This window comes from Actinomadura rifamycini DSM 43936 (assembly GCF_000425065.1).
Classification (GTDB): domain Bacteria; phylum Actinomycetota; class Actinomycetes; order Streptosporangiales; family Streptosporangiaceae; genus Spirillospora; species Spirillospora rifamycini.
The window spans coordinates 138431-165213 of sequence record NZ_AULB01000008.1 but is presented as its reverse complement, the minus strand read 5'-3'; the positions used below and the strand labels follow the sequence as shown (position 1 = coordinate 165213).

The following is a 26783-nucleotide window of genomic DNA, read 5'->3' as shown; positions in this document are numbered from 1 at the left end:
CGTCCGCATCCCCCCACGGAGGTAACGCATGTCCAAGTCCGCTCTCGCGCTGGCCCTCGCGGCCGGGCTGGTGGCCGTGCCCGCGGCCCCGGCGGCCGCGCAGGCCGGCCCGGTCTGCGCGGGGAGTCCCGCGCCGACGTTCGGGACCGCGACGCAGAACCTCGCGATGAACGCGAAGTTCACCGACTACGGCAACAGCAACGCCCGGCTGGACGACTGGACGGGCGGCGACACGACGTACTCGCTGAAGCTGTCCGACGGCCGCATCGTCTTCGCCTACTCCGACACGTTCCTCGGCAAGGTCAACGCGGACGGGTCCCGCTCGCCCGTGATCGAGGAGGGCGGGACGACGCCGTTCATCAACAACTCGTTCGTCGTGCAGGGCGCGAACGGGGCGCTGTCGACCGTCACCGGCGGGACCTCGGCGAACCCCGAGGCGCCCATGCCGCCGCCGCAGGCCGCCCACTGGTACTGGGCGGGCGACCTCACCCAGCGCGGGTCGGAGGTCCAGCAGCTCTACCGCGAGTACTACGACCCGGACCCCGGCAACGGGACGTCCTGGGACCTGACGTGGAAGCGCAACGTCCTCGCGCGCTTCTCCACGGCGGACCTGTCCGACCCGACGAGCGTCCAGGCGATGCCGTCGGCGATCGGCGTCCAGTGGGGGTCGGCGCTGCTGAAGGACGGCGGGAACACCTACATCTACGGCACCGAGGACTACACCGACCCCGACACTCAGCAGAACACCAAGTACCTGCACATCGCGAAGGTGAGCGGCGACGACCTGCGCGGCCAGTGGAGCTACCGGACGGCCGGCGGCTGGTCGACCCGGGAGGCCGACTCGGTCCGCCAGATGAGCGGCGTGTCCAACGAGTTCAGCGTCACCCGGCGCGGCGCCCACTACATCATGGTCAACCAGGACACCGAGTACGCCTTCGGCGCGGAGATCGACATCTCGCTGGCGTGCTCCGCCGACGGCCCCTTCACCGACGAGCGGACCGTCTACACGACGCCGGAGACGGGCTCCTGGCCCGACGTCTACACCTACAACGCGCACCAGCACGCGTCGCTGTCGTCCAGCGGCAACCTGGTGATCTCGTACAACGTCAACACCCTCGACACCGCCGAGGACGACGGCGTCAACGACAACTACCAGTACGCCAGCATCTACCGCCCCCGGTACGTGAACGTGCCGGTGAGCGGCTGACCCCGACCCTCCTCCCCGCGCTCCCCCCGGTCCCTCCCGCCGGGGGGAGCGCCCCTTCCACGACCATCCGGAGGTCGCCATGTCCATGCCGCCGGGGCTCGACCCCCAGCTCGCCGAGGCGCTGCGGGACGCGCCCCACGTCGGGCTCGCGCGTCCCGGGCCGGCGCGCGCCGCGATGCGCGCCCTCGTGGCGGCGCTCGAGGAGCCCGCGGGCGACTTCCGGGTCGAGGTCACCGACCGGACGGTCCCGGGCGCGCCGCCCGTGCCCGTCCGGATCTACCGGCCGCTGCGGGCGGCGCGCCCGGCGCCCGTCCTCGTGTACTTCCACGGCGGCGGGTTCGTCACCGGCGGCCTGGAGAACGAGCACGGCCGCTGCCTCGCGTTCGCGGGGGAGGACGGGATCGCGGTGGTGTCGGTCGACTACCGGCTGGCGCCCGAGCACCCGTTCCCGGCGGGCCTCGACGACTGCCGCGCGGCGACGGCGTGGGCGCAGGCGCACGCGTCCGACTTCGGCGGCGACCCGGCGCGGGTCGCGGTGGGCGGCGGCAGCGCCGGCGGCGCGCTCGCGGCGGCGGTGGCGCTGCGCGCCCGCGACGAGGGCGGCCCGCCGCTGGCGTTCCAGATGCTGCTGTACCCGGTGCTGGACGACCGCATGGACACCCCGTCGATGCGCGCGTTCACCGACCCCCCGCTGTTCAACCGGACGGACGCGGAGCACATGTGGCGGCACTACCTGGGCGGGCGGCCCGCCACCCCGTACGCGGCGCCCGCGCGGGCCGCGGACCTCGCCGGGCTGCCGCCCGCGTACGTCCTGGCCGCCGAGTTCGACCCGCTGCGCGACGAGGCGCTGGAGTACGCGCGGCGGCTGATCGAGGCGGGGGTCCCGACCGAGCTGCGGCACGTGCCGGGGGTGTGCCACGGGTTCGACGGCGTCCCGTCGGCGGACGCCGCCCGGCGGGCGTTCGCCGAGCAGCGCGACGTCCTGCGGCGGAACCTATGGACAGCGCCGTAGACTAAGTGATTAGATGACTTGACCTTCTGGGAGCGAGGTGGCGATGGCACAGGATGTGGCCCGGCCGAGCCTGGCGGACGCTCTGACCGAGCGGATGCTGGAGCTGATCAGGGCGGACGGCCTGCGCCCGGGCGACCGGCTGCCGTCGGCGCGGGAGCTGTCGCAGCGGTTCGCGGTGACCACGCCGACGCTGCGCGAGGCGCTGCGCCGGCTGGAGGCGACCGGGGCGATCCAGCTCCGGCACGGCTCCGGCATCTACGTGGGCGCCGACCTCGAACGCGTCGTCATCGCCAACCCGAACGTCCGCACGCTGGACGGCGAGCGGGTGCTGCACCTGCTGGACGCCCGGCTGCTGATCGAGCCGCCGCTGGCCGCGCAGGCCGCGCGGCGCTGCGCCCCGGACGACCTCGACCGGCTCCGCACCGTCCTGGACGAGGCGGGCCGGAACCTGACCGGCGACGTGCAGGAGGCCGAGGCGCGGCTCCACGAGGCGAACATGGCGTTCCACCGGGCCACCGCCGGCGCCGCCGGCAACTCGGTCCTGTGCGAGGTCATCGACTCGCTGCTGAAGGTGCACTCCTCGGAGCAGCGCGAGATACAGCGCATCTTCGACGACCGCACCCGCGACTACGAGGAGCACCGGGCGATCCTCGGCGCGATCGAGCGGGGCGCGGACGGCGAGGCCGAGGACCTCATGCGCGCCCACCTCGCCGACGTCAAGCACGTGATCGAGCAGCGGCTCGCCTGAGCCGTCCCGTCCCGTCCCGCCCCCTCGCACCCTCAGAAACCCGAAGGAACAGCCGTCCGGCCGAGCACGGCCGCACGGCCCGCTCACCGACTCCTCCGACCGTCCCCGAACCTCCCGATCCCCACCCCGATCGGGCGCCCCCCGATGAAGGAGGCTCACCATGCCGTCAACGAAGCGACTGCGGGTGACCGCGCTCGCCACGGGCGCGCTGCTGCTCGCCGCCGGCTGCGGCTCCGGCGGCGGATCCGGCGATCCGAACCACCTCAAGCTGTACAACGACAAGGGCGCCTGGAAGCCGTACTTCGAGCAGATGGCGGAGTTCGGCGAGCAGCGGATCGGCATCGACATGGAGCCGGTCGGCTACACCGACGAGCCCGCGTACACCGCGTTCATCAAGTCGTCGTTCCGCACCAACGTCAAGCCCGACCTGTTCACCTGGACGACCGGGGAGCGGCTCCGCGAGATCGTCGAGCAGGACCAGGTCGCCGAGACCGGCGACATCTGGGCGCAGGGCATCAAGTCCGGCGACCTCACCGAGCAGCTCCGCCAGTACTACACGATCGACGGCAAGCAGTACTGCGTGCCGCTGAACACCGCGTACTGGGGGATGTTCTACAGCAAGAAGGTCTTCGAGAAGCACGACCTGGAGCCGCCCGAGACCTGGGACGAGCTGATGGACGTCGCCGCGAAGCTCAAGGCCGCCGGGCAGGTCCCGTTCCACCAGACGACGCCGACGTCGCTGTTCTCGTTCGTCTGGTTCGAGCAGCTCCTCGCCGGCACCGACCCCGAGCTGTACGACCGGCTGTCGAAGGGGGAGGCGTCCTACACCGACCCGGGCGTCGTCAAGGTCATGGAGCAGTGGAAGGGGCTCATCGACAAGGGCTACCTCACCGAGCCGGGCGACAAGGCCGACCCCGCCGACCACTTCAAGTCCGGCGACGCCGCCATGGTCATGAACGGCACCTGGTTCAACACCAGCATGACGCAGCGCGGCCTCGAACTCGGGAAGGACTACGGCTTCTTCCTCATCCCCAACGTGAACGCGGACCTGCCGAAACGGTCGCTGATCTTCGAGAGCGGGCCGCTGTGCTCGCTGAAGAAGGCGCCGTCGCCGGAGTCCAGCGAGAAGTACCTCACCTGGTGGACGAGCGCCGAGGCGCAGGAGAAGTGGGCGAACGCGCGCGGCGACGTGTCCGCCAACCCCAAGGTGAAGATCGCCGACCCGGACCTGGGCGAGGTCGCGAAGAAGGCCACGAGCGACGAGAACCGGCTCGTCCTGCGGTACTTCGAGGCCACGCCGTCGCCCGTCCTGACCGAGGCGCTCAGCGCGCTCGACAAGTTCCTCAACGAGCCCGGCTCGTACATGGAAGTGCTGCAGACGATCCAGAAGGCCAACGACCGGTACTGGAAGCAGCAGAAGGCCGGAAGCTGAGCACCCGATGACCATCCGCAACGCCACCGCCGACCGCCCCGCCAAGGCGGGCGCGCGCGGCACCGGGCCGTCCGGCGCCCGCCGGCGGCCCGGCGGGGCCGGGGGCCGGGCCGGGCGGGGATTCGCCCTGTACGGCCGGTTCCGGCACCTGTACGTGTCGCCCGCCGTCCTGTTCGTCGCGGTGCTGCTCTACCTGCCGTTCCTGTGGACGGTCTACCTGAGCTTCACCGCCTACGACGGGCTCGCCTCGCCCGAGTTCACCGGCATCGACAACTACCGGCGGCTGCTCGAGGACGACGCCCTGCTCGTCTCGATCCGCAACACGCTGCTGTGGGTCGCCGGGACGGTCGTGCTGCCCGTCGGGCTCGGGCTGCTCGTCGCCGTGCTGTCGTACGACATCAAGGGCGGCGCGTGGTTCCGGCTGCCGTTCCTGCTCCCGTACGCGATGTCCGGCGCGGGCCTCGGCGTCATCTGGGGCTTCATCCTCCAGCCGGACGGCATGGCCAACCAGATCCTCACGTTCCTCGGGATGCCCGGCGGCGACACCGCGTTCCTCCAGGACGGCCCCCGCAACACGGTCGCGATGATCGTGGTGTGGACGTGGCAGCAGCTCGGCGTCAACATGCTGCTGTTCGTCGTCGGCCTGCAGTCGATCCCGAAGGCGCCGATCGAGGCCGCCCGCATCGACGGCGCGTCCGGCTGGAGCATGTTCCGGCACGTCATCTGGCCGCTGATGCGCCCGATCACCACCGTCGTGTTCGGCCTCGCGCTCGTCGCGAGCCTGAAGACCTTCGACATCGTCTGGGTGATGACGCAGGGCGGGCCCGGCCGCTCGTCCGAGACGCTCGCCGTGACGATGTACCGCGAGGTGTTCGTCGCCGGGTCGTACGGCTACGGGTCGGCGATCGCGGTGCTGCTCACCACCGTCACCGGCCTCGCCTCGTACATCTACCTGCGCCACCAGGTCGGCAAGGAGAACCGATGAAGGCCCGCCCGCTCACCGGAACGGTCCGGCGCGTGATCCTGGTCGTGCTCGGGCTGGCGTGGCTGTTCCCCACCTACCTCGTGGTGGCGAACGCCGTCCGCCCGGCCGAGGACTACGACGCCTCCGACGCCGTGTCGCCGCCCGCCTCGATCGGGCTGTTCGACAACATCGCCGCGGCGTGGGAGCGCACCGACGTCGGCGCCACCCTGCTCAGCACCCTCATGTACAGCATCGTGTCGCCCGCGATCGCGGTGCTGCTCGGCGCGCTCGCCGGGTACGCGATCGTCGTGCTGCGGCTCAGGCACGGCTTCCTGTGGTTCGTGGTGATCTTCGCCGGGACCGTCGTGCCGTTCCAGATGCTGCTCATCCCGCTGTTCGTCGGGTACAGCAGGGTGTCGATGTACGACAGCCAGCTCGGCCTCGTCATCGTCTACACCGCGATCAGCGTGCCGCTCGCGGCGCTGGTCATGCGCAACTTCTTCGGCGGCGTCGCCGTCTCCATCTTCGAGGCGGCGCGGCTGGACGGCGCGTCCACCTTCCGCATCTTCTGGCGCATCTACCTGCCGCTGTCGTCGGCCGCCCTCGCCGCCGTGTTCATCCTGGAGTTCACCTACGTCTGGAACGACCTGCTGTTCGGCCTGACGCTGTCGCAGTCGGAGACCGTCCGCCCCGTGTGGGCGGAGCTGTCCGCGCTCACCACCGACGTGTACGCCGGGACGCCCGTGCCGATCGCGCTCGCCGCCGGCCTCGTCGTCTCCCTCCCGACCGTCGTGCTGTTCCTCGCCACGCAACGGCTGTTCACCCGCGGGCTCACGCTCGCCCAGTTCTGATCCGCCCAGTTCTGATCCGCACGTACCGATCCGCACCCCGGCTCCCTCCGAAGGAAACGCTGAACGATGACGAGTCGCCTGCTCCAGGCGAGCCTCGGCTCGCCCGACTACGACGGGATCCGCGACGCGCTGCGCCGCGACACGTCCGCCGAAGTCCTCGCCGTCCGCGGGCTGTCGGTCCGCGCCGCCGTCCTGCCGCTGTTCCGGCGCGACCCCGCCGACGGTCCGGCGGGCCCGCTCCGGCAGGCCGTCCGGCTGACGCTGGAGGCGGCCGGTGCGGACGGCCCCGCCGGCGGCGGGCTCGAGGTCGCGCTCGTCGACGGCGGCGAGGTCCTCGCGTCCGCCCCCGCCGACGGGCCCTCGGTCACCCTGCTCGTCCCCGAGGTGGACGCCCCCCGCCGCGTCACCCTGGAGGTGCGCGGCGGCGGCGGCCTCGTCGGCGCCGCGCCCCTCGACATCACCCCGCAGCGCAAGTGGAACGTCTTCGTCGTCCACCACTCGCACCTCGACATCGGCTACACCGACACGCAGGGCACCGTCCTGCGGCACCACCTCGACTACCTGGACGCGGCGCTGCGCCTCGCCCGGGAGACCGACGGGCGCCCCGACGACGCCCGGTTCCGCTGGTCGGTCGAGTCGTCGCTGCCCGCCCTGCGCTGGCTCGCCACCCGCCCGGACGACCAGGTCGCCGAGTTCGTCGAGCGGGTGCGGGCCGGGAACATCGAGATCACCGCGTTCCCGATGCAGCTCCACCTGGAGGCGTGCTCCACCGAGGAGCTGTACCGCCAGCTCCGCTTCGTCGAGGACCTGCGCCGCGACCACGGCATCGAGGTCCGGTCGGCGATGCACACCGACGTCCCGGGCGCCGTCGTCGGCACCGTCGACGCGCTCAACGCCGCGGGCGTCCGGTACCTGGCCGCCGCGCACAACTGGGCCGGCCGCTCCGTCCCTTACGTGACCGGCGGCGACAAGCTCGGGCGCCCGTTCCGCTGGCGCTCCCCGGGCGGCGGCGAACTGCTCGTGTGGTTCACCGACACCCCGCACGGCATGGCGTACATGGAGGGCAACACGGTCGGGCTCGTCGACGGCTACGACCTCGCCGAGGACCTGCTGCCCCGCTACCTGTCCGCCCTCGCCGACCGCCCCTACCCGTACGGGCCGGGCACGTTCGGCTGGTACGCCGCGCCCGGCCAGGTCGGCGCCGCCAAGGACCCCGACGTCCTGGACGCCGTCCACCTGCGGGTCCAGGGCGCGCACGCCGACAACGCCGGCCCGTCCCTCGTCCCCGCGGACATCGCGCACCGCTGGAACGAGACCTGGGCGTACCCGCGGCTGCGGTCCGCCGCGAACGCCGACTTCTTCGCGTACGTCGAGGAGCACCACGCCGACCGGCTCCAGGTGCACGAGGGCGACTGGACCGACTGGTGGGCCGACGGCCTCGGCTCCGGCGCCCGCCCCCTCGGATACGTGCGCCGCGCCCAGAGCGCCCTGCGGGCCGCCGAGACCCTGCACGCGTTCGCGGACGAGCGCAGCGGCGACCGCACCGGCGCCCCCGCGGCGATCGACGCCGCCTACGACGGCGCCGCGCTGTTCGACGAGCACACGTGGGGCGCCGCGAACCCGTGGGAGGACGCCGAGGAGGGCGGCGACTCCGGCGGCCTGCAGTGGACCCGCAAGTCGCAGGTCGGCTACCAGGCGCACGACGACGCCCTCGACCTCCTGCAGTCCGGCGCCCGCCGCATCGGCGCGACGTTCGGTCCCGCCCCGGACGCGCTCGCCTCGTTCGTCGTCGTCAACCCCGGCACCGCCGCGCGCACCGACGTCGCCCGCGCGTTCCTGCCCCGCGACGTCGTCCCCGCGGACGTCCCGATCGCCCTCGTCGACGCCCGCACCGGCGAGCCCGTCCCGCACCGCGAGGAGGAGGTCGATCCGGACGAGTGGCCGACCCGCCCGATCGGCCGGCACCTCGACGCGATCGTCCGCGACCTGCCGGGGCACGGGCACGTCCGGCTCGACGTCGTCCGCGCGGCCGAGCCGGCGCCGGCGCCCGCCGACCTCGGCACCGCCGACGCGACGATCGAGAACGCGCACTACCGCGTCGCGTTCGACGTCCGGGAGGGCCACATCGCCTCGGTGTTCGACAAGGCCGCCGGCCGCGAGCTCGTGAACGCCGGCGCCGCCGCGGGCTTCGGCCAGTACGTCTACGACCGGTACGCGACCGCGCCGCACTTCAACCACATGTCCGGGCACATGCTCGTGCACGACAAGACGATGCTCGGCGACCGCGCGATCGCCACCCACGCGACCGTCGTCCGCCGCGAGCGCACCCCCGCCGGGGAGCGCCTCGTCGTCGAGGCCCGCGGCAAGGGCGTCGACTGGCTCCGCACGACCATCGACCTGTGGACGGACGTCCCGCGCGTCGACGTCCGGTTCCAGCTCGGCAAGCAGCCGACCGCGGCGAAGGAGGCGGTGTTCTTCGCGTTCCCGTTCGCCGTCGGCGGCCCGCCCGCCGCGTGGGAGCTGACCGGCGGCGTCGGCGGGACGCACGTCCCGAGCGTGCCGGGGTCGGCCGAGCACATGCGGCCCGTCCGGCACTGGGTGGCGTTCGAGGACCCCGACCTGACCGTCGCGTGGGCGACGCTGGAGGCGCCGCTCGTCCAGTTCGGCTCCATCCACATGCCGTACGCGCCGTTCCCGCCGACCCTCGACCCCGAGGACGGCACCGTCTACTCGTGGGCCCTCAACAACATCTGGGACACGAACTTCCCGTCCCAGCAGCAGGGCGAGACGACGTTCCGGTACGCGTTCGCGTCGGCGCCCGCCGGGTCCGGCCGCCGCCTCGGCGCCCGCACCGCCGCCGGGCTCACCGACCCGTTCGTCGCCACCCTCGCGACCGGGGCGGAGCCCGCCGAGGCGGGCGCGTTCCTGCGCGTCGACGACCCCGACGTGCTCGTGACGTCCGTCGGCCGCGCCCGCGACGGCGACGGCCTGGCGATCCGCCTGCAGTCGCTCGCGTCCGGGCCGGTGGAGACCGGGCTGCACGTGCCCGGCTACACCCGGGCGAGCCTGTCGGCGGGACTGGAGCGGGACCCGGCGGACCTGCCCGTCCGGGACGGCACGACGACGGTCCGGCTGCCCGCGTGCGGCGTCGCCACCGTCACCGTTCGGCGTTGAGGATCGGGGAGACATGAAGATCACGGACATCAGGGCCACCACCGTCACCGTGCCGCTGGAGGCGCCCCTGCTGCACAGCAACGGCGCCCACTGGGGCCGGTTCGTCCGCACCATCGTCGAGGTGGAGGCCGACAACGGCCTGGTCGGGCTCGGCGAGATGGGCGGCGGCGGGGAGAGCGCCGAACTCGCCTTCCGGGCGCTCGTCCCGCACCTGGTCGGGCACGACCCGTTCGAACTCGAAGCGCTCCGCTTCAAGATCGCCAACCCGACCGCCGGGCTCTACAACAACCGCACCCAGCTCCTCGCCGCCATCGAGTTCGCCTGCCTGGACCTCGTCGGCAAGCATCTCGGCGTCCCGGTGCACGACCTCCTCGGCGGCCGCATCCGCGACGCCGTCCAGTTCGCGTCGTACCTCTTCTTCCGCTACCCGCAGGGGGACGTGCCCGAGGTGCGCACGTCCGAGCAGCTCGTCGAGCACGCGCGCGCGCTGAAGGACCGGCACGGCTTCACGGTCCACAAGCTCAAGGGCGGCGTCTTCCCGCCCGACCACGAGCTCGACTGTTACCGGTCGCTCGCCGAGGCCCTCCCCGGCGACCGCCTCCGCTACGACCCCAACTCCGTCCTCAGCCTCGACGAGGGGCTCCGGTTCGGCCGGGCCATCGAGGACCTCCCCAACGACTACCTCGAAGACCCCGTCCTCGGCCTCGAAGGGCTCCGCCTCGTCCGCGAGCGCGTCAACATCCCCCTCGCCACCAACACCGTCGTGGTCAACTTCGAGCAGCTCGCCGCCAACGTGCTGCGCCGCGCCGCCGACGTCGTCCTCCTCGACACCACGTTCTGGGGCGGCATCCGCGCCTGCGTGAAGGCCGCCGCCGTCTGCGAGACGTTCCAGCTCGGCGTCGCCGTCCACTCGTCCGGCGAACTCGGCGTCCAGCTCGCCACGATGCTGCACCTCGGCGCCGTCCTGCCCAACCTCACCTACGCCGCCGACGCCCACTACCACCACCTCGCCGACGACGTGATCAAGGGCGGCCCGTTCCGCTACGAGGGCGGCCGCATCCGCGTCCCGTCCGGCCCGGGGCTGGGCGTCGAACTCGACCGCGACAAGCTCGCCGAGTACGCCGAGCTCTACCGCGAACTCGGCGGCTACCCCTACGACCGCGACCCCGGACGCCCCGGCTGGTACCCGATCGTCCCGAACGACCGCTGGGCGGACCCGTCCCGGCCCCTGGCGCCCCTCGTATGACCTGCACCGGGGTAGCCTGGCCGCCGTGATCCGACATGCGACGCCCGACGACGTTCCCGACATCCTGCGGCTCGTCCGCGACCTCGCCGAGTACGAGCGCGCCCTGCACGAGGTGAAGGCCACCGAGGAGCAGCTGCGCGACCGGCTCTTCGGCGACGAGCCCAAGGTGTTCGCGCACGTCGTCGAGGACGGCGGCCGCGTCGTCGGGTTCGCGCTGTGGTTCCTCAACTTCTCCACGTGGAACGGCACGCACGGGATCTACCTGGAGGACCTGTACGTCGACCCGGACGTCCGGGGCCGCGGCTACGGCAGGCTCCTGCTCACCGAACTCGCCCGGGTCGCCGACGAGAACGGCTACGAGCGCGTCGAGTGGTCCGTCCTGAACTGGAACGAGCCATCCATCCGGTTCTACGAGGCCCTCGGCGCCCGTCCGCAGGACGAGTGGACGGTCTACCGCCTCACCGGCGACGCACTGCGCTCCCTGGCGGCCCCCGCCCCCTCGGCCCGCTGACCGGCGCCCGGCGGGCGCCCGCCCCGCGACGGCGGCGGGCCCGGGCGGGGCTCTCCGCGCCCGCCCGGGCCCGCCGCCGCGGACCGGGGACGACCAAGGCCCGGCCCTCGGGGCCGGGCCTTGAAGCACGGGCCGTCAGCCCTGCTTGGTCTCCCAGAAGATCTTGTCGATCTCCGCGATGTGGGACAGCAGCTCCTCGGCCGTCTTGACGTCCATGCTGCCCTTGGTGCCGGCGGCGCCGGCCAGCTTCGTGGCCTTGTTGAACAGCTCGTGGAGCTGCGGGTACTTCTCGAAGTGCGGCGGCTTGAAGTAGTCCGTCCACAGCACCCAGAGGTGCTCCTTGACCAGGTTGGAGCGCTGCTCCTTGATCAGGATCGCCCGAGTGCGGAACTCCGGGTCCTCGTTGGCGGCGTACTTCTCGCAGATCGCCTTGACCGACTCGGCCTCGATCCGGGCCTGCGCCGGGTCGTAGACACCACACGGCAGGTCGCAGTGCGCGGAGACCGTCGTCTTCGGGCGCAGAAGCTTGAACACCTGCGATTCCCTTCCCTCGTTGCGGATCATGCTCAGGGCACCGACATTACCCTTGTGGCCCCGGCCGCGTGCGGCCAGGGACTCGGTATTTCGGCCTAAGACCCGGGCCGGCGGGCGGCCCGGAACCCCTCCCGCAGGGGAATGTGACCGCCCGCCGTCCGGATATGCGCGCCGGCGGCCGCCGGTGAGGAGGACCATGCGGATCTGGGGGGCGCTGCTCGCGGGCGGCGGGGCGGTGCTGGCGGCCGGCTGGGCGCGCGGGCGGCTGCGGACGGCGCTGGTCGAGGGGGAGTCGATGCTGCCGGAGCTGCGGCCGGGGGACTGGCTCGTCGTCCGGGACGGCTCCCCGGCGGCGGGGGACGTCGTGGTGGCGCGGCATCCCGAGCGGACGGAGCTGCTGATCGTCAAGCGGGCCGTGCGGCGGGACCCGGACGGCTGGTGGCTGGAGAGCGACAACCAGCGGGCGCCCGGGCGGCGGGACAGCTGGGACTTCGGCGCCGTCCCGGACGGGCTCGTGCTCGGCCGGGTCGTGGCGCGCTACTGGCCCCCGTCGCGGTGGGGGACGGTGGCGCGGGGCGGTCGCGGACCGCGGGCCGACGGGTGACGGGCGGCCGGTCCGCCGGCAGGGCCCGATGTCGCTTCTTCGTGGCGGAGATTACACCGCTTCGCGCGGAAAGCGGCGGCCCGTGTTCCGGGGGAACACGGGCCGCCGGGGGTGGGCTCAGACGCGGTTGACGCCTTCCTTGCGGGCCTGGGCGGCGACGGCGGCGGTGACCGCGGGCGCGACCCGGTCGTCGAACGGGCCGGGGATGATGTAGTCGGCGGTGAGGTCGTCGCCGACGATGTCGGCCAGCGCGTTCGCGGCGGCCAGCTTCATGCCCTCGGTGATCGAGTGGGCGCGGACGTCCAGCGCGCCGCGGAAGATGCCCGGGAACGCCAGCACGTTGTTGATCTGGTTCGGGAAGTCGCTGCGGCCGGTGGCGACGACCTTGGCGTGCCGGCGCGCGACGTCGGGGTGGACCTCGGGGGTGGGGTTCGACAGCGCGAACACGATGGCGTTGTCGGACATCGTGGCGACGCAGGACTCGCGCACCGTGCTGCCGGACAGGCCGATGAACACGTCGGCGCCCTTGAGCGCCTCCTCGGTCGAGCCCTTGAGCCCGGTCCGGTTGGTGATCGCGGCGATCCGCTCCTTGATCGGGTTGAGCCCGTCGCGGCCCGCGTAGATGAGGCCCTTGCTGTCGGACAGCGCGATGTCGCCGATGCCCGCCTCGATGAGGATCTGCGAGACGGCGATGCCGGAGGCGCCGGCGCCGGCCACGACGGCGCGCAGCTCCGAGAGGGGCTTGCCGACGTGGCGCGCGGCGTTGGTGAGCGCGGCGAGCGCGACGATCGCGGTGCCGTGCTGGTCGTCGTGGAAGACGGGGATGTCGAGGGCGTCGCGGAGCCGCTCCTCGATCTCGAAGCAGCGGGGGGCGCTGATGTCCTCGAGGTTGATGCCGCCGAAGCTCGGCGCCATCCGGATCACCGTGTCGACGATCTCGTCGACGCCCGTGCAGCTCAGCGCGATCGGCACCGAGTCGACGTCGGCGAACTCCTTGAACAGGATCGACTTGCCCTCCATGACGGGCATGGAGGCGGCCGGGCCGATGTCGCCGAGGCCGAGGACGGCGGTGCCGTCGGTGACGACGGCGACGACCTTGGACGTCCACGTGTACTCGTGGGCGAGTTCGGGACGGTCGGCGATGGCGGTGCAGACGCGCGCGACGCCCGGCGTGTAGGCGAGGGAGAGGTCTTCCTTGTTGCGCACCGGGATGGTCGAGCGCATTTCGAGCTTTCCGCCCCGGTGCAGCGGAAATGCCGGATCGTCGTCCAGTGTGCGCGGTTCGGTGGGAATGGGCTGAGCAGCCACAGCGACCCCTGTCTGTGAAAGATGATCTGCTTTCGAGTGATGCCGCCGCGGTGGTGTGGTGTGGTGGCCGTCACCATGGTGGACATCTCGCGACGTACGGGGGTCACCCGTTGTCCGATTGTGCCACACGGTCCGCTGTCGGTCCGGGGGGTGGGACGGTGGCGGCCGTCACGTAGGGGAAGTGAAAGGTCGCCGGGTGGTGACGCTTCGTGGCGATCGCGGGCGCGGTCGAGACGTGATCGGCGCTGCCTCGTTGTCCGATTGTGTCGCACCCTTAACCGGGACCATGCCCGTTATGCGCCAAAATGTGCTCCTGACCTCCGGATCCTCGCGGATCCGCAGACATCGACTGGAGGGGGAACCCGTGATCACCGGTTCTCTGCGCCGCCGCGCCGTCGCGGCAGGTGCGCTCGTCCTGACGGGGGCCCTCGCCCTCTCCGCGTGCGGCTCCGAGGACGACGGCGGCGGCGGTTCGGAGGCCGCGTCCGAGGTGGCCGTCGACTCCCGGCTCGCCGGCCTGGTCCCCGAGAACATCAAGAGCGACGGCAAGATCATGATCGGGTCGGACGCCTCGTACCCGCCCAACGAGTCGGTGGACCCGGCCTCGCAGGACATCGTCGGCTGGGACGTCGAGCTGTTCCAGGCCGTCGCGGCCAAGCTCGGCCTGAAGACCGAGTTCCAGAACGCGGGCTTCGACACGATCATCCCGGGCGTGCAGTCCGGCAAGTACGAGATCGGCGTCTCCTCCTTCACCGACACCAAGGAGCGCGAGCAGGCCGTCGACTTCGTCACGTACTACTCGGCGGGCACCGGCTGGGCCGCGCTCAAGGGCAACCCCAAGCAGGTCGACCCGGACAACGCGTGCGGCAAGAGCGTCGGCGTCCAGCAGGGCACGGTGCAGGTCGAGGACCTCGAGGCCCGCAGCAAGGAGTGCACCGACGCGGGCAAGCCGGCCATCAAGAGCGTCGTCCGCAAGCAGCAGACCGAGGTCAACAACGACCTGGTGGCGGGCAAGGTCGACGCGATGGCCGCCGACTCGCCGATCGTCGGCTACGCCGTCAAGCAGACCGGCGACAAGCTGGAGATCATCGGCGAGGCGTACGACACGGCCCCCTACGGCTACGCGCTCAACAAGCAGAGCGGCCAGTTCAAGGAGGCCGTGCAGGGCGCGCTGAAGGCGCTGATGGCCGACGGCACCTACACGAAGATCCTCGAGGAGTACGGGGTCGAGAGCGGCGCGATCACCGAACCGGCGATCAACGCGGCGCAGAGCTGATCGCATGACGATCGGCGACGACGTCGGGAAGGGACGGCCCGACCCCATCAAGGCCGTCCCCGTCCGGCACCCCGGCCGCTGGGTGGGCGCGGCCGCGGTGCTGGTGCTGGTCGCGATGTTCATCCACTTCCTGCTGACCAGCAAGGCCCTGGAGTGGTCGGAGCAGTGGGAGTACCTGTTCTCCGAGCCGGTGCTGGAGGGCGTCCGCAACACGGTCTGGCTGACGCTCGCCGCGATGGTCGGCGGGACGGCGATCGGCATCGTGCTCGCCCTGATGCGGCTGTCGGCGAACCCGCTGCTCAGCGGCGCGGCCTGGATCTACCTGTGGTTCTTCCGCGGCACCCCGCTCTACACCCAGCTGCTGATCTGGGGCGCGATCGGGACGCTGTTCCCCACGGTGGGGATCGGCATCCCGTTCGGGCCCGAGTTCCAGACCTGGGAGACGCAGGCGCTGATCAACGCCGCGAGCGCGGCGGCCCTCGGGCTGATCCTCAACGAGGCCGGCTACATGGCCGAGATCGTCCGGGCCGGCATCCTGTCGGTGGACGAGGGGCAGCAGGAGGCCGCGAGCGCCCTCGGCATGTCGCGGGCGCAGACGATGCGGCGGATCGTGCTGCCGCAGGCGATGCGGGTGATCGTCCCGCCGACGGGCAACGAGTCGATCTCGATGCTGAAGAACACGTCGCTCGTCGCGGCCGTCCCGTACGCAGAGCTGACGTTCACCGCGCAGACGATCTACGCCACCACGTACAAGATCATCCCGATGCTGGTGATGGCGTGCCTGTGGTACCTGCTGATCTCCTCGATCATGATGATCGGCCAGCACTACCTGGAGCGGCACTACAGCAAGGGCACCAGCAAGGGCGAGTCCGCGTCGGCCGGGCTGCGCCTGCGCGGCCGCGGAAGCGGGCAGTCGTGACCGGCGGGACGAGCGAGGTGAGGAATCCGTGAGCGACGCACTGGCGAAAGGCCCCGCGTCCGGCGGCCCGATGGTGCGCGCCGAGCAGGTGCACAAGTCGTTCGGCCGCACGGAGGTCCTCAAGGGGATCGACCTGGAGGTCAAGCCGGGCGAGGTGATGTGCGTCATCGGCCCGTCCGGGTCCGGCAAGTCCACCTTCCTGCGCTGCATCAACCACCTCGAGAAGATCAACGCGGGGCGCCTGTACGTGAACGGGCACCTGGTCGGGTACCGGGAGAAGGGCGGGAAGCTCTACGAGCTGCGCGACAAGGAGGTCGCCGCGCAGCGCCGCGAGATCGGCATGGTCTTCCAGCGGTTCAACCTGTTCCCGCACATGACGGCGCTCGAGAACGTCATGGAGGCGCCCGTCCGGGTCAAGCGGCACCCCAAGGCGGAGGTCCGCGAGCGGGCCACCGCCCTGCTGAACCGGGTCGGGCTGGGCGACAAGGCGAACAGCTACCCGGCGCAGCTGTCCGGCGGGCAGCAGCAGCGGGTGGCGATCGCGCGGGCGCTGGCCATGGAGCCCGCGCTGATGCTGTTCGACGAGCCCACCTCGGCGCTCGACCCCGAGCTCGTCGGCGAGGTCCTCGAGGTCATGAAGCAGCTCGCCCTGGACGGCATGACGATGATCGTCGTCACGCACGAGATGGGGTTCGCCCGCGAGGTCGGCGACTCCCTGGTGTTCATGGACGACGGCGTCGTGGTCGAGAAGGGCGCGCCCCGCGAGGTGCTGGCGAACCCGCAGCACTCGCGCACCCGGGACTTCCTGTCCAAGGTGCTGTGAACCGGTGCCGCTCCGGCGGCGCTCTCCGGACGGCCCGCCCCGCACGGGGGCGGGCCGTCCGGCGTTCCGGGCGGGCCGTTAGTGTGCGTTCATGTTCGCTGTCACCGCCACGAAGATCGACGCAGACGACCCGCTGTCCGGCCTGACGACGGGGGAGCGCCCCGACCCCGAGGCGCCGGACGGCTGGACGACCGTCACGGTGCGGGCCGCCGCCCTCAACCACCACGACCTCTGGTCGCTGAAGGGCGTCGGGCTGCCCGCCGACCGGCTCCCGATGATCCTCGGCTGCGACGCGGCCGGGATCGACGAGGACGGCAACGAGGTGATCGTCCACTCGGTGATCGGCGACCCGGACCGGGGCGGCGGCGACGAGACCCTCGACCCGAAGCGCTCGCTGCTCTCCGAGGTCCACCCCGGCACCCTCGCCGAGAAGGTCGCGGTGCCGCGCCGCAACCTCGTCCCCAAGCCCGCCGAGCTGTCGTTCGAGGAGGCCGCCTGCCTCCCGACGGCGTGGCTCACCGCGTACCGGATGCTGTTCGGCAAGGCCGGGCTCGAACCCGGCGGGAGCGTCCTCGTGCAGGGCGCGGGCGGCGGCGTCGCCTCGGCGGCGATCGCGCTGGCGTCCGCCGCCGGGTTCCGCGTCTACGCGACCAGCCGCAGCGAGGACAAGCGCCGCCGGGCGCTGGAGCTCGGCGCGGACGCGGCGGTGGAGACCGGCGCGCGGCTGCCCGAGCGGGTCGACGCGGTGATCGAGACGGTCGGGCAGGCGACCTGGGCGCACTCGCTGAAGTCGCTGCGGCCCGGCGGGCGCGTCGTGGTGTCCGGCGCGACGAGCGGCCAGGTGCCCCCGGCCGAGCTGAACCGGGTGTTCTTCCTGCAGCTCCAGGTCATCGGCTCCACCATGGGGACGCGCGGGCAGCTCGAACGGCTCGCGCGGTTCCTGGTCAAGACGGGCGTGCGCCCGACGGTCGACCGGGTGCTGCCGCTGCGGGACGCCCGCGCGGGGTTCGCGGCGATGGCCGAGGGCGACCTCTTCGGCAAGATCGTCTTCACGCCCTGACGGACGTGCGGGGGGCCGTGCGCGTCACGGCCTCCCGTCGCCGTTCCGGCCTTCCGCGTTGTGCGGGGCGTCCGCGCCGCCCGGGGCGTCCGGGGCGCCGCCGAAGACGTCCCGCCGCAGCCGCTCGCGCGTCTCGTCCAGCAGGGTGCGGGCGGCGGCGAGGGCGTCGTCGTCGAGCCGCGCGTCCCCGGCGGCCCGGCGGACGTCCTCCACGAACCGCCGCAGGTGCCGCTCGAGCTTGAGGCGGGCGACGTCCTCCGCGGACCCGGTCGCCGTCTTCCAGGCGTCCTCCCACGTCTGCCGCCACTCCTCCTTCCACGCCTGCGTCTGGTCGCGCCAGTGGTCCTTCTGCCGCCGCCACTCGTCCTTCTGCCGCTCGGTGGTCTCCCGCCACACGTCCTTCTGCCGCTCGGACGTCTCGCGCCACGCGTCCTTCGACGCCGTGCGGCCCTGGTCGCGCATCGTCTTGGCGGCCTGGCTCAGCTCCTCGCGCAGCGTCCGGACGGTCTGCCGCACGTCCTGCTGGACGCCCCGGGCGAACTCCTGCGCCGACGCGGAGATCTCCTCCTCCAGGTCGGCGAGCTCGTCCATCCGGCGCTCCAGCTCCTCGCGCCCCTTGTCGGTCAGCGAGTACACCTTCTTGCCCTTGATCACCTCGTGGGTGACCAGGCCCTCCGACTCCAGCCGGGCCAGCCGCGGGTAGATCGTGCCGGGGGAGGGGGAGTAGACGCCGAGGAAGCGGTCCTGCAGCAGCCGGATCATCTCGTAGCCGTGGCGCGGGCTCTCCTGCAGCAGCTTCAGCAGGTAGAGCCGGAGGCGGCCGTGGCCGAAAACGGGGCTCAACTCACTTCTCCATTCCGGGGGCGTCGATCCCCGGCGCGTCGTCCTCGGCGCGCCCGAGGAGCGTGACGGCGCCGGACACGGTGTTGACCGCGACCCGCCCGGAACCGTCGCCGATCTTGCCGTTGACGCTGCGCGAGACCGTCCGGTCCTGGTGGTCCAGCTCGGGGAACGACGTCTCGATGCGCCCGGCGGCCGAGTTCAGCGACACGTGCGCGCCCGCCGACTCGGGGATCCGCAGCGCGACCTCCCCGGACACGCTGTTGACCTCGATCCGGCACTCGCCGGGCAGGTCGAGGTCGGCGGCGATGCGCCCGCTGACCGTCCGCGCGGCGAGCCGCTCGATCGACGCGCCGGCCAGCGAGAGGTCCCCGGACACGGACGTGAACGAGACCGTGCCGTCCAGTCCCTGCGCCTCGATCGCCCCGGACACGGTGTTCGCGTCGATCGCGCCCGCCACCCCGTCGAGCGTCACGTCGCCCGACGCGCTCTTGATGGACGTCCGGACCGTCATCCCCGTGACGACCGCGTCCGCCGACACCAGGTTCAGGCTCACCGGGCAGTCGTGCGGGACGGTCACGGTGATCGTCGCCCGCGCCTTCTGCGTGCGCAGCCAGGTGAGGACGCCCTCCCACAGCTTCTCGTGGCTGACCGTCAGCATCCCGGCCTCGTGCGACACCGCCAGCGGCGGCCCCTCCACGTCACCGATCATGATCGACGGCCGCTCGTCGGAGGCCAGTACCGAGACGCTGCCCGCGATCAGCGTCGCCCGCAGGGCCACCACGCCGTCGAAGTCGAGGGTGGTCGGTTCGTCGATCGTCCAACGCGACATGTCGCCTGCCCTTCCGCCGAGGACCCGTTCCGATCAACACGATATGTCGCGTCGCCGGAAAGTCAAGACATATCGCGTTGTCAGTCGTCGTCCTCGTCGTCGAGGCGGGCGAGCCACGTGGCCAGCCGCTCGACGGGGGTCTCGAACTCCGGGTTGAGGTCGACGAACTCGCGCAGGCGCTCGGCGAGCCAGGCGAGCGACACCTCCTCCTCGCCGCGCCGGTCCGTCAGCTCCTCGATGCCGCGGTCGGTGAAGTACATGCCGGTAGATCCTCTATGTCCAGGGACGCCGAGGGCCCCGGCGCGCGCGCCGGAGCCCTCGGGTGCCGCGTTCCGCTACTTCTGCTCGCCGAACAGCCGCGCCATCAGCGCGTCCTGCTCCGCCTGGTGCAGCTTCGCCGACCCCACCGCGGGGGACGACGACGCCGGGCGCGACACCCGCGACATCTTCAGCCCCTCGATGTGGTGCGGCAGCTTCAGCGCCATGAACGGCCAGGCGCCCATGTTCGCCGGCTCGTCCTGCACCCACACGACCTCGACGTCCGCGGGGTACTTCGCGAGCTCCGCCTTGATCTCGTCCACCGGCGGCGGGTACAGCCGCTCGACCCGCACGATCGCGGTGTCGGTGGCGCCGGCGGCCTCCCGCGCCTTCACCGTCTCGTAGTAGATCTTGCCGGTGGTCAGCAGCACCCGCCGGACGTTCTTCGCCTCGATCGCCGGGTCGCTCTCCGGGATGACCGGCTGGAACGCGCCGTCGGTGATGTCCGCGACCTTCGACATCGCCGCCTTGAGCCGCAGCAGGTACTTCGGCGTGAACACGACCAGCGGCTTGCCGCGGCCCGACAGCACCTGCCAGCGCAGCAGGTGGAAGTAGTTCGCCGGGGTCGTCGGGTAGACCACCGTCATGTTGTCCTGCGCGCACAGCTGCAGGTAGCGCTCGATGCGCGCGGACGAGTGGTCCGGCCCCTGGCCCTCGTAGCCGTGCGGCAGCAGCAGCACGACGCTGGAGTGCTGGCCCCACTTCTGCTCACCGGACGAGATGTACTCGTCGACGATGTTCTGGGCGCCGTTCGCGAAGTCGCCGAACTGGGCCTCCCACGCCACGAGCGCGTCCGGGCGGGTCATCGAGTAGCCGTACTCGAAGCCCATCGCCGCGTACTCGCTGAGCAGCGAGTCGTGCACGTAGAACTTCGACACGCCCTGGTCGAACCGCTTGAGCGGGGTGTACTCCTCGCCCGTCTTGCGGTCCACCAGCACCGCGTGCCGCTGGCCGAACGTGCCGCGCCGGGTGTCCTGCCCGACGAGCCGCACCGGGCGGCCGTCGATCAGCAGCGAGCCCATCGCCAGCAGCTCGCCGGTCGCCCAGTCGATCGCGTCGTCGTCGATCGACTGCACGCGGCGCTGCAGGATCGGCTGGAGCCGCGGATGCACGGTGAAGCCCTCGGGCAGCGTGACCTGCGTCTCGATGATCCGCTTGACCGTCTCCACCGGGATCGCGGTCCCCGCCGACTTGTGGTCGATCGGGATGCTCTCCTCGACGTCCGGCTTGACCACCGAGCCCGGCTCCAGCGGCTTCTTGACCGCCTCGCGGGTCTCGGTGAACGCCCGCTCGAGCTGCTCCTGGTAGTCGCGGAGCGCCTGCTCGGCCTCCTCGACCGTGATGTCGCCGCGGCCGATCAGCGCCTCGGTGTACAGCTTGCGCACCGACCGCTTCGCGTCGATCAGGTCGTACATCAGCGGCTGCGTGAACGAGGGGTTCTCGCCCTCGTTGTGGCCCCGCCGCCGGTAGCAGACCATGTCGATGACGACGTCCTTCTTGAACGTCTGCCGGTACTCGAACGCCAGCCGCGCCACCCGCGCGCACGCCTCCGGGTCGTCCCCGTTGACGTGGAAGATCGGCGCCTGGATCATCCGCGCCACGTCCGTCGAGTACACGCTGGACCGCGAGTACTCGGGCGCCGTGGTGAACCCGACCTGGTTGTTGATGATCACGTGGACGGTGCCGCCCGTCCGGTAGCCGCGCAGCTGCGACAGGTTCAGCGTCTCGGCGACGACGCCCTGCCCCGCGAACGCCGCGTCCCCGTGCACGAGGATCGGCAGCACGCTGAAGCCCGCCTCGCCGACGTCCAGCAGGTCCTGCTTGGCGCGGACGACGCCCTCCAGCACCGGGTCGACCGTCTCCAGGTGGGACGGGTTCGCGACCAGCTCGGTGTGGATCTTGGAGCCGTCGTCGGCGACGAAGTCGCCGGACGCCCCCAGGTGGTACTTCACGTCCCCGGAGCCCTGCGCGCTGCGCGGGTCGAGGTTGCCCTCGAACTCGCCGAAGATCTGCCCGTAGGACTTGCCGACGATGTTCGCCAGCACGTTCAGCCGGCCGCGGTGCGCCATGCCGATGACGACCTCGTCCAGGCTGGCCTTCGCCGCCGCGGAGATCACCGAGTCCAGCAGCGGGATGACGGACTCGCCGCCCTCCAGCGAGAACCGCTTCTGCCCGACGAACTTCGTCTGCAGGAACGTCTCGAACGCCTCGGCGTTGTTGAGGCGCCGCAGCACGTGCAGCTGCTCCTCGCGCGACGGCTTGTCGTGCGGGACCTCGACGCGCTCCTGGATCCAGGCCCGCTCCTCGGGGTCCTGGATGTGCATGTACTCGATGCCGACGGTCCGGCAGTAGGCCATCCGCAGCACGCCGAGGATGTCGCGCAGCTGCATCGTCGGCTTGCCGCCGAACCCGCCCGTCGCGAACTCGCGCTCCAGGTCCCACAGCGTGAGCCCGTGCTTGAGGATGTCGAGGTCCGGGTGGCGGCGCTGCTTGTACTCCAGCGGGTCCGTGTCGGCCATCAGGTGGCCGCGGACCCGGTAGGCGTGGATCAGCTCGTGGACGCGCGCGACCTTGGCGACGTCGTCCTCGTGCGTCGCCGAGATGTCCTTGACCCAGCGCACCGGCTCGTACGGGATGCGCAGGGCCTCGAAGATTTCGTCGTAGAAGCCGTCCTCGCCGAGCAGCAGCTCGTGGATCCGGCGCAGGAAGTCGCCGGACTGCGCGCCCTGGATGATCCGGTGGTCGTAGGTGGAGGTCAGCGTCATGACCTTGCTGATCCCCATGCGCGACAGCGTCTCGCCGGACGCGCCCGCGAACTCCGCCGGGTACTCCATCGCGCCCACGCCGATGATCGTCCCCTGGCCGGGCATCAGCCGCGGCACCGAGTGCACGGTGCCGATGGTGCCCGGATTCGTCAGGCTGATCGTCGTCCCCTGGAAGTCGTCCAGGGTGAGCTTGTTGCCGCGGGCCTTGCGGACGATCTCCTCGTAGCCGGCCCAGAACTGGCGGAAGTCCAGCGTCTCGGCGGCCTTGATGCTCGGCACCACGAGCTGCCGCGACCCGTCCGGCTTCTGCAGGTCGATCGCCAGCCCGAAGTTCACGTGCTCGGGCCGGACCAGCACCGGCTTGCCGTCCACCTCGGTGAACGACGCGTTCATCTCGGGCATCGCCACGAGCGCCTTGACGATCGCGTACCCGATCAGGTGCGTGAAGGAGACCTTCCCGCCGCGCCCGCGCTTCAGGTGGTTGTTGATGACGATGCGGTTGTCGATCAGCAGCTTCGCCGGGACGGCGCGCACGCTGGTCGCGGTCGGCACCGCCAGGCTGGACTCCATGTTGGTGGCCGTCCGGGCCGCGACGCCGCGGAGCTTGACCTCCTCCGCGCCCGCCGGCACCGGCGGCGGCGCCGGCTGCTTCTTCTCGGCCTTCGGCGCCGGCTTGGCGGGCGGCTGCTGCTTCGGTGTCGGCGGAGCCGCCGTGCCGTTCGCGCCCTTGGGGGCCGCGGCGCCCGTCGACGGGCCCGGGGTGCTCGCGGCAGGCCGGCTGTCCGGCTGGTAGTCCGCGAAGAAGTTCCACCAGGCTTCGTCAACCGAGTTCGGGTCTTCGAGGTACTTCTGGTACAGCTCGTCGACCAACCACTCGTTGGCGCCGAAATCTGTCATCTTCGGGTCGGCACTAGGTTGCGACGACTCTGTCGACACGGCGGAGATCGCCCTCTTCCGCAGCTCGCAGGTAAGTGTTGAGACGTGTCAAGGCTATCGCGTGTTTATTGCGCCGTCCCCGGCTGCGTGGATCGCGCCACTCTCCGCTCCAGACCCCGGGGGCCCTCCTCCAACGGGCGCCGCCTGCGATCGCCGCGTCGCCCGGAAGGTGCCCTCGCGATCGGGCGCTCACTCCGCCCGCCCCTGGCGTCGCCCGCGATCGCGGCGGCCCGGCCATCCGGGTGGGCGAGGTGTCGGCCGGGAGCGCACCCACGCCTCCCCGGAAAACCCCGGCACTCGCCTTCACCCGAGAACGCCCCCCGAAAAAAGTGACGAAGGTCACGGTTTGAAACGTCGCAATAGCAGCCACATCAGCCCGACCCCAGAACCCTCGGCGTCGGCGTGAGGGCTACGTCCCCGCCCACCGCTCCCTCAGCCCGAGGCGACCGGCGCCACCGCGATTGCGAGCGAAGCCAAGTTCGAGCTTGCGAGAACTTGATCGCGCAGTGAGCCGCCAGGCGAGTCGGAGCGATGCGGCAATCGCAGCAAGGCCCGTTGAAGGAAGGCCCCCTGGGGGCCTGACGCCGAGGGTCTTGCAATAAGCACGTGAGCCGCCAGGCGAGTCGGAGCGATGCGGCAATCGCCAGTGGCGCCGGTGAAGGAGGACCCCAGGGCCCGACGCCGAGGCGCCGCTCAGTGAGTGTGCGGCGCGACGGTGGGGCCTTCGCTGGCCTGGACGAGGACGAAGCCCTGGCCCTGGTAGGCGAGCTGCATGGCTTCGCCGCTGCCGCGGCCGATGAGGGCGCCGGCCTTGAAGGTCTTGTTGACTCCGACCTGGAGCGTGGTGCTCCATGCGACGGCGGACTGGCCGTCGGCGAAGGTGGGGGCGCGGCCGCAGTCGAGCATGACGGGGGTGCCGTGGGTGGTGAGGGCGACCCAGCCGGTGCCCTGGAGGGTCGTGTTGAACAGGCCGCCCGCGGCGATGCCCGCGCCCTGGACGCGCTGGATGTCGGACTGGAGGTGGGAGTCGTAGGCGAGGATGTTGGAGCCGTTGACGGTGAGGCCCTCGTTCTCCAGGTAGAAGAGGTGGATGTCGTCGGCGTCGTTGGCGACGAACAGCAGGCCCTGGCCGCGGACGCGCATCAGGGGCACGCCCTCGCCGGTGAGGGCCTTCTTGAGGAACTTGCCCATGCCTCCGGAGCCCTCGTAGTCGAAGTCCATCTGCCCCTGGAAGGCGACCATCGAGCCCTGCCGGGCCAGGACGTCGCCGTTGAGGTGGATCCGGAGCATCTTGGAGTTCTGGAGGGCGAAGTGGCCGGGGAGCTGCTGTCCCTGGTCCATGTTCCCGAAGAACTGGCTGCGCATGGTCGGGGCCTCTCGGTGCGGGTTATCTGCCGGTTCCGCAGCATAACGATGGGTCGGGACAGTGGTGACCAGGCCGTGATCATTCGTCCCAGGCGATCGCGGGCCCCTTGGGGACGACGCCGGACGGGTTGATGTTGCGCTGCGTCACGTAGTAGTGCCGCTTGATGTGGTCGAAGTCCGTCGTCTCGCCGAACGCGGGGATCGCGTACAGGGCGCGTGCGTAGGCCCAGAGGTTCGGGTAGTCGGTGAGGCGCCGCAGGTTGCACTTGAAGTGCGAGTAGTAGACGGCGTCGAAGCGCGCGAGGGTGGGGTAGAGCCGGACGTCCGCCTCGGTGATGTCGTCGCCGAAGAGGAACCGGCGGTCGGCCAGGCGCTCCTCCAGGGTGTCCAGGGTGGCGAAGAGGGCGTCGAAGGCGTCCTCGTACGCGTCCTGGGAGGTGGCGAAGCCGGCCTTGTAGACGCCGTTGTTGACGGTCCGGTAGACGAGGTCGTTCAGTTCGTCGATCTCGGGCCGGAGGGCTTCTGGGTAGAGGTCGGGCGCGCCGGGGCGGTGGAACGCGGTGAACTCCGTCTCGAACATCGTCGTGATGTTCGGGAAGTCGTTCGTGACGAGGCGTTCGGTGCGGGCGTCCCAGATGCAGGGCACGGTGTAGCGGCCCTCGAAGGACGGGTCGCGCGCCAGGTAGAGCTCGGAGAGGAACTCGGCGTTCGTGACCGGGTCGCGCTCGGGGAACCGCCAGCCGCGCTCGTCCCTGATCGGGTCGACGACGCCGACGCCGACGGCGTCCTCCAGCCCGAGGAGGCGGCGGACGATCAGTGTGCGGTGGGCCCACGGGCACGCGTAGGACACGAGCAGCCGGTAGCGGCCGGTTTCGGCCGGGTAGCCGGACGAGCCGTCGGCGGTGATGCGGTCGGTGAAGCGGTTCGGCTGCCGGACGAACCGGCCGCCCTCGACCTCCTGCACGGACATGCCGATTCCTCCTTCGGAGAAGGTTCTGCTCGCCACGATAGTCAGATCTGCATGCGTCCGGAGAAGACCGGAAGGTCCAGATGAGTACGGATACCGGGGGCGGCGCGGCACACGGCGGGGATCGAGTTCAGCGCGTGCGCGGCGGCGGCCGAGACGTCGTCGGACACCCAGGCGTCGTCGGTGGTGAGGGCGAGGGCCGGGCGGCCGTCGACGCGGACGGAGTGCCCCGGTTCGCCCCAGTCGGGGACGCGCGCGGCGTCGGCCTTGTAGATCACCTCGGCGGTGATCGCGGGACGGGCGCCGATGAGGCCGCTGAACGTCCAGCGGGCCGCCGCGACGGTGCCGCGCGGGATGCGGCCGGCGGCGATGTCCAGGTCGGTTCCGGCGAGCCGGTGGTCGACGTCCACGTCGATCTCGTCGAGGTCGGCGCCGAGGCCGGCGGCGACGAGGTGGAGGCATTCGGAGTAGAGGGCGCGCATGGCGGTGCGGGCCGGGCGGAGGGAGCGCAGGAACGCGTCCTCGTCCCGGCCGATCCCGAGCATGTGGTGGACCATCCCCCAGGACGGGTGCCGGGACAGGTCGGAGCACTCGCGGGAGTACACGTGCGTGATGCGGCGGACCAGCCGGGCGAGGAGGAGGGGGAGGACGTCGGCCATGAAGCCGCTGTTGAACCCGGTGCCGTGGACGGACGCGCCGCCCTGCTTGCACGCCCGCTCGAGTTCGGCGACGAGGTGGGGGCCGTGGGCCGCGGGGTAGACGAGCCCGTTGGTGCAGATGACGTTCTTGCCCGAGGCGAGGAGGGCGCAGACGGTGTCGATGTCGTCGAGCGGGGGCCGTCCGGGCGCGTAGACGACGCAGTCGGCGTCCAGGGCGAGGACGTCGTCGAGTTCGCGGGTCGCGAGGACGCCGGTCGGCGGGCGCCCGGCGAGCGTGCCCGCGTCGGAGCCCTCCTTGGCGAGGGTGTGCACCCACACGCCGGCCAGTTCCATGTCGGGGCGGTCGAGGACGCCGCGGATGACGCTGCGGCCGAGTGCGCCGGTGGCCCACTGGACGACGCGGAACGGGCGGTCGGAAGAGGTCATGGGCTG

23 protein-coding genes are annotated in these 26783 nt (G+C 71.6%); 14 read left to right on the top strand and 9 right to left on the bottom strand.

The features are described 5' to 3' along the window. Window positions 1–28 precede the first annotated feature (28 nt). The 9 genes from H505_RS0105680 to H505_RS0105640 all read left to right on the top strand — a co-directional run bounded on the left by H505_RS0105680 (window position 29) and on the right by H505_RS0105640 (window position 11145). A complete protein-coding gene (locus H505_RS0105680; RefSeq protein WP_026401210.1) occupies window positions 29–1207 on the top strand; it encodes a hypothetical protein in 1179 nt (392 codons plus the stop codon). Window positions 1208–1286: 79 nt separating this feature from the next. Next, window positions 1287–2219, top strand: coding sequence for an alpha/beta hydrolase (locus tag H505_RS39985; protein ID WP_125617078.1), 933 nt, complete (start codon window positions 1287–1289; stop codon window positions 2217–2219). Between the two features lie 43 nt (window positions 2220–2262). Next, entirely contained in the window at window positions 2263–2967 is a 705-nt protein-coding gene (locus H505_RS0105670) for a FadR/GntR family transcriptional regulator (RefSeq protein WP_026401209.1), read from the top strand. A 160-nt stretch (window positions 2968–3127) separates the two neighbouring features. After that, window positions 3128–4399 (top strand): ABC transporter substrate-binding protein, encoded by a 1272-nt coding sequence (locus H505_RS0105665; RefSeq protein ID WP_026401208.1) that lies wholly within the window; start codon window positions 3128–3130, stop codon window positions 4397–4399. A 7-nt stretch (window positions 4400–4406) separates the two neighbouring features. After that, entirely contained in the window at window positions 4407–5384 is a 978-nt protein-coding gene (locus tag H505_RS0105660; protein WP_084549897.1) for a carbohydrate ABC transporter permease, read from the top strand. Beyond that, a complete protein-coding gene (locus H505_RS0105655; protein ID WP_026401206.1) occupies window positions 5381–6214 on the top strand; it encodes a carbohydrate ABC transporter permease in 834 nt (277 codons plus the stop codon). The genes H505_RS0105660 and H505_RS0105655 overlap by 4 nt, the downstream gene beginning before the upstream one ends. Before the next feature lie 66 nt (window positions 6215–6280). After that, window positions 6281–9388 (top strand): glycoside hydrolase family 38 N-terminal domain-containing protein, encoded by a 3108-nt coding sequence (locus tag H505_RS0105650; RefSeq protein ID WP_026401205.1) that lies wholly within the window; start codon window positions 6281–6283, stop codon window positions 9386–9388. A 13-nt stretch (window positions 9389–9401) separates the two neighbouring features. Further along, window positions 9402–10634: an enolase C-terminal domain-like protein gene (locus tag H505_RS0105645; RefSeq protein WP_026401204.1), complete on the top strand. Its 1233-nt coding sequence runs from the start codon at window positions 9402–9404 to the stop codon at window positions 10632–10634. A 25-nt stretch (window positions 10635–10659) separates the two neighbouring features. Further along, on the top strand, window positions 10660–11145 hold the full coding sequence (locus H505_RS0105640) for a GNAT family N-acetyltransferase (protein ID WP_026401203.1): 486 nt from the start codon (window positions 10660–10662) through the stop codon (window positions 11143–11145). 135 nt (window positions 11146–11280) lie between these two features. Here H505_RS0105640 and sodN read toward each other — a convergent pair whose 3' ends face one another. Then, the gene (gene sodN / locus H505_RS0105635; RefSeq protein WP_034516835.1) at window positions 11281–11709 is read right to left on the bottom strand and encodes a superoxide dismutase, Ni; all 429 of its coding nucleotides are present in this window, start codon (window positions 11707–11709) and stop codon (window positions 11281–11283) included. 166 nt (window positions 11710–11875) lie between these two features. Here sodN and sodX point away from each other — a divergent pair, with 166 nt between their 5' ends. After that, window positions 11876–12283: a nickel-type superoxide dismutase maturation protease gene (sodX, locus tag H505_RS0105630; protein WP_233617712.1), complete on the top strand. Its 408-nt coding sequence runs from the start codon at window positions 11876–11878 to the stop codon at window positions 12281–12283. 117 nt (window positions 12284–12400) lie between these two features. Here sodX and H505_RS0105625 read toward each other — a convergent pair whose 3' ends face one another. Next, a complete protein-coding gene (locus H505_RS0105625; protein ID WP_084549896.1) occupies window positions 12401–13507 on the bottom strand; it encodes an NAD(P)-dependent malic enzyme in 1107 nt (368 codons plus the stop codon). Window positions 13508–13955: 448 nt separating this feature from the next. Here H505_RS0105625 and H505_RS0105620 point away from each other — a divergent pair, with 448 nt between their 5' ends. The 4 genes from H505_RS0105620 (at window position 13956) to H505_RS0105605 (ending at window position 17669) form a co-directional block, all read left to right on the top strand. Next, on the top strand, window positions 13956–14867 hold the full coding sequence (locus H505_RS0105620) for an ABC transporter substrate-binding protein (protein WP_026401199.1): 912 nt from the start codon (window positions 13956–13958) through the stop codon (window positions 14865–14867). 4 nt (window positions 14868–14871) lie between these two features. Further along, window positions 14872–15786 (top strand): amino acid ABC transporter permease, encoded by a 915-nt coding sequence (locus tag H505_RS0105615; RefSeq protein ID WP_051300286.1) that lies wholly within the window; start codon window positions 14872–14874, stop codon window positions 15784–15786. Between the two features lie 70 nt (window positions 15787–15856). Beyond that, window positions 15857–16609 (top strand): amino acid ABC transporter ATP-binding protein, encoded by a 753-nt coding sequence (locus H505_RS0105610; RefSeq protein ID WP_034516901.1) that lies wholly within the window; start codon window positions 15857–15859, stop codon window positions 16607–16609. Window positions 16610–16700: 91 nt separating this feature from the next. Then, window positions 16701–17669 carry a zinc-binding dehydrogenase gene (locus H505_RS0105605; protein ID WP_026401196.1) on the top strand — a complete coding sequence of 323 codons (969 nt, stop codon included), beginning with the start codon at window positions 16701–16703 and terminating at the stop codon, window positions 17667–17669. Window positions 17670–17693: 24 nt separating this feature from the next. Here H505_RS0105605 and H505_RS39980 read toward each other — a convergent pair whose 3' ends face one another. The 7 genes from H505_RS39980 to H505_RS0105570 form a co-directional block, all read right to left on the bottom strand. Next, entirely contained in the window at window positions 17694–18512 is an 819-nt protein-coding gene (locus H505_RS39980) for a PadR family transcriptional regulator (RefSeq protein WP_084549894.1), read from the bottom strand. A 1-nt stretch (window position 18513) separates the two neighbouring features. Then, window positions 18514–19341 carry a DUF4097 family beta strand repeat-containing protein gene (locus H505_RS0105595; protein ID WP_026401195.1) on the bottom strand — a complete coding sequence of 276 codons (828 nt, stop codon included), beginning with the start codon at window positions 19339–19341 and terminating at the stop codon, window positions 18514–18516. Between the two features lie 80 nt (window positions 19342–19421). Beyond that, entirely contained in the window at window positions 19422–19601 is a 180-nt protein-coding gene (locus H505_RS0105590) for a DUF6104 family protein (RefSeq protein WP_026401194.1), read from the bottom strand. A gap of 75 nt (window positions 19602–19676) precedes the next feature. Then, window positions 19677–23360: a multifunctional oxoglutarate decarboxylase/oxoglutarate dehydrogenase thiamine pyrophosphate-binding subunit/dihydrolipoyllysine-residue succinyltransferase subunit gene (locus tag H505_RS0105585; RefSeq protein ID WP_026401193.1), complete on the bottom strand. Its 3684-nt coding sequence runs from the start codon at window positions 23358–23360 to the stop codon at window positions 19677–19679. Between the two features lie 693 nt (window positions 23361–24053). Then, on the bottom strand, window positions 24054–24725 hold the full coding sequence (locus H505_RS0105580) for an AIM24 family protein (RefSeq protein WP_026401192.1): 672 nt from the start codon (window positions 24723–24725) through the stop codon (window positions 24054–24056). A 79-nt stretch (window positions 24726–24804) separates the two neighbouring features. After that, a complete protein-coding gene (locus tag H505_RS0105575; RefSeq protein ID WP_026401191.1) occupies window positions 24805–25695 on the bottom strand; it encodes a glutathione S-transferase family protein in 891 nt (296 codons plus the stop codon). Between the two features lie 41 nt (window positions 25696–25736). Continuing rightward, the gene (locus tag H505_RS0105570) at window positions 25737–26777 is read right to left on the bottom strand and encodes an NAD(P)H-dependent amine dehydrogenase family protein (protein ID WP_026401190.1); all 1041 of its coding nucleotides are present in this window, start codon (window positions 26775–26777) and stop codon (window positions 25737–25739) included. Window positions 26778–26783: the final 6 nt, after the last annotated feature.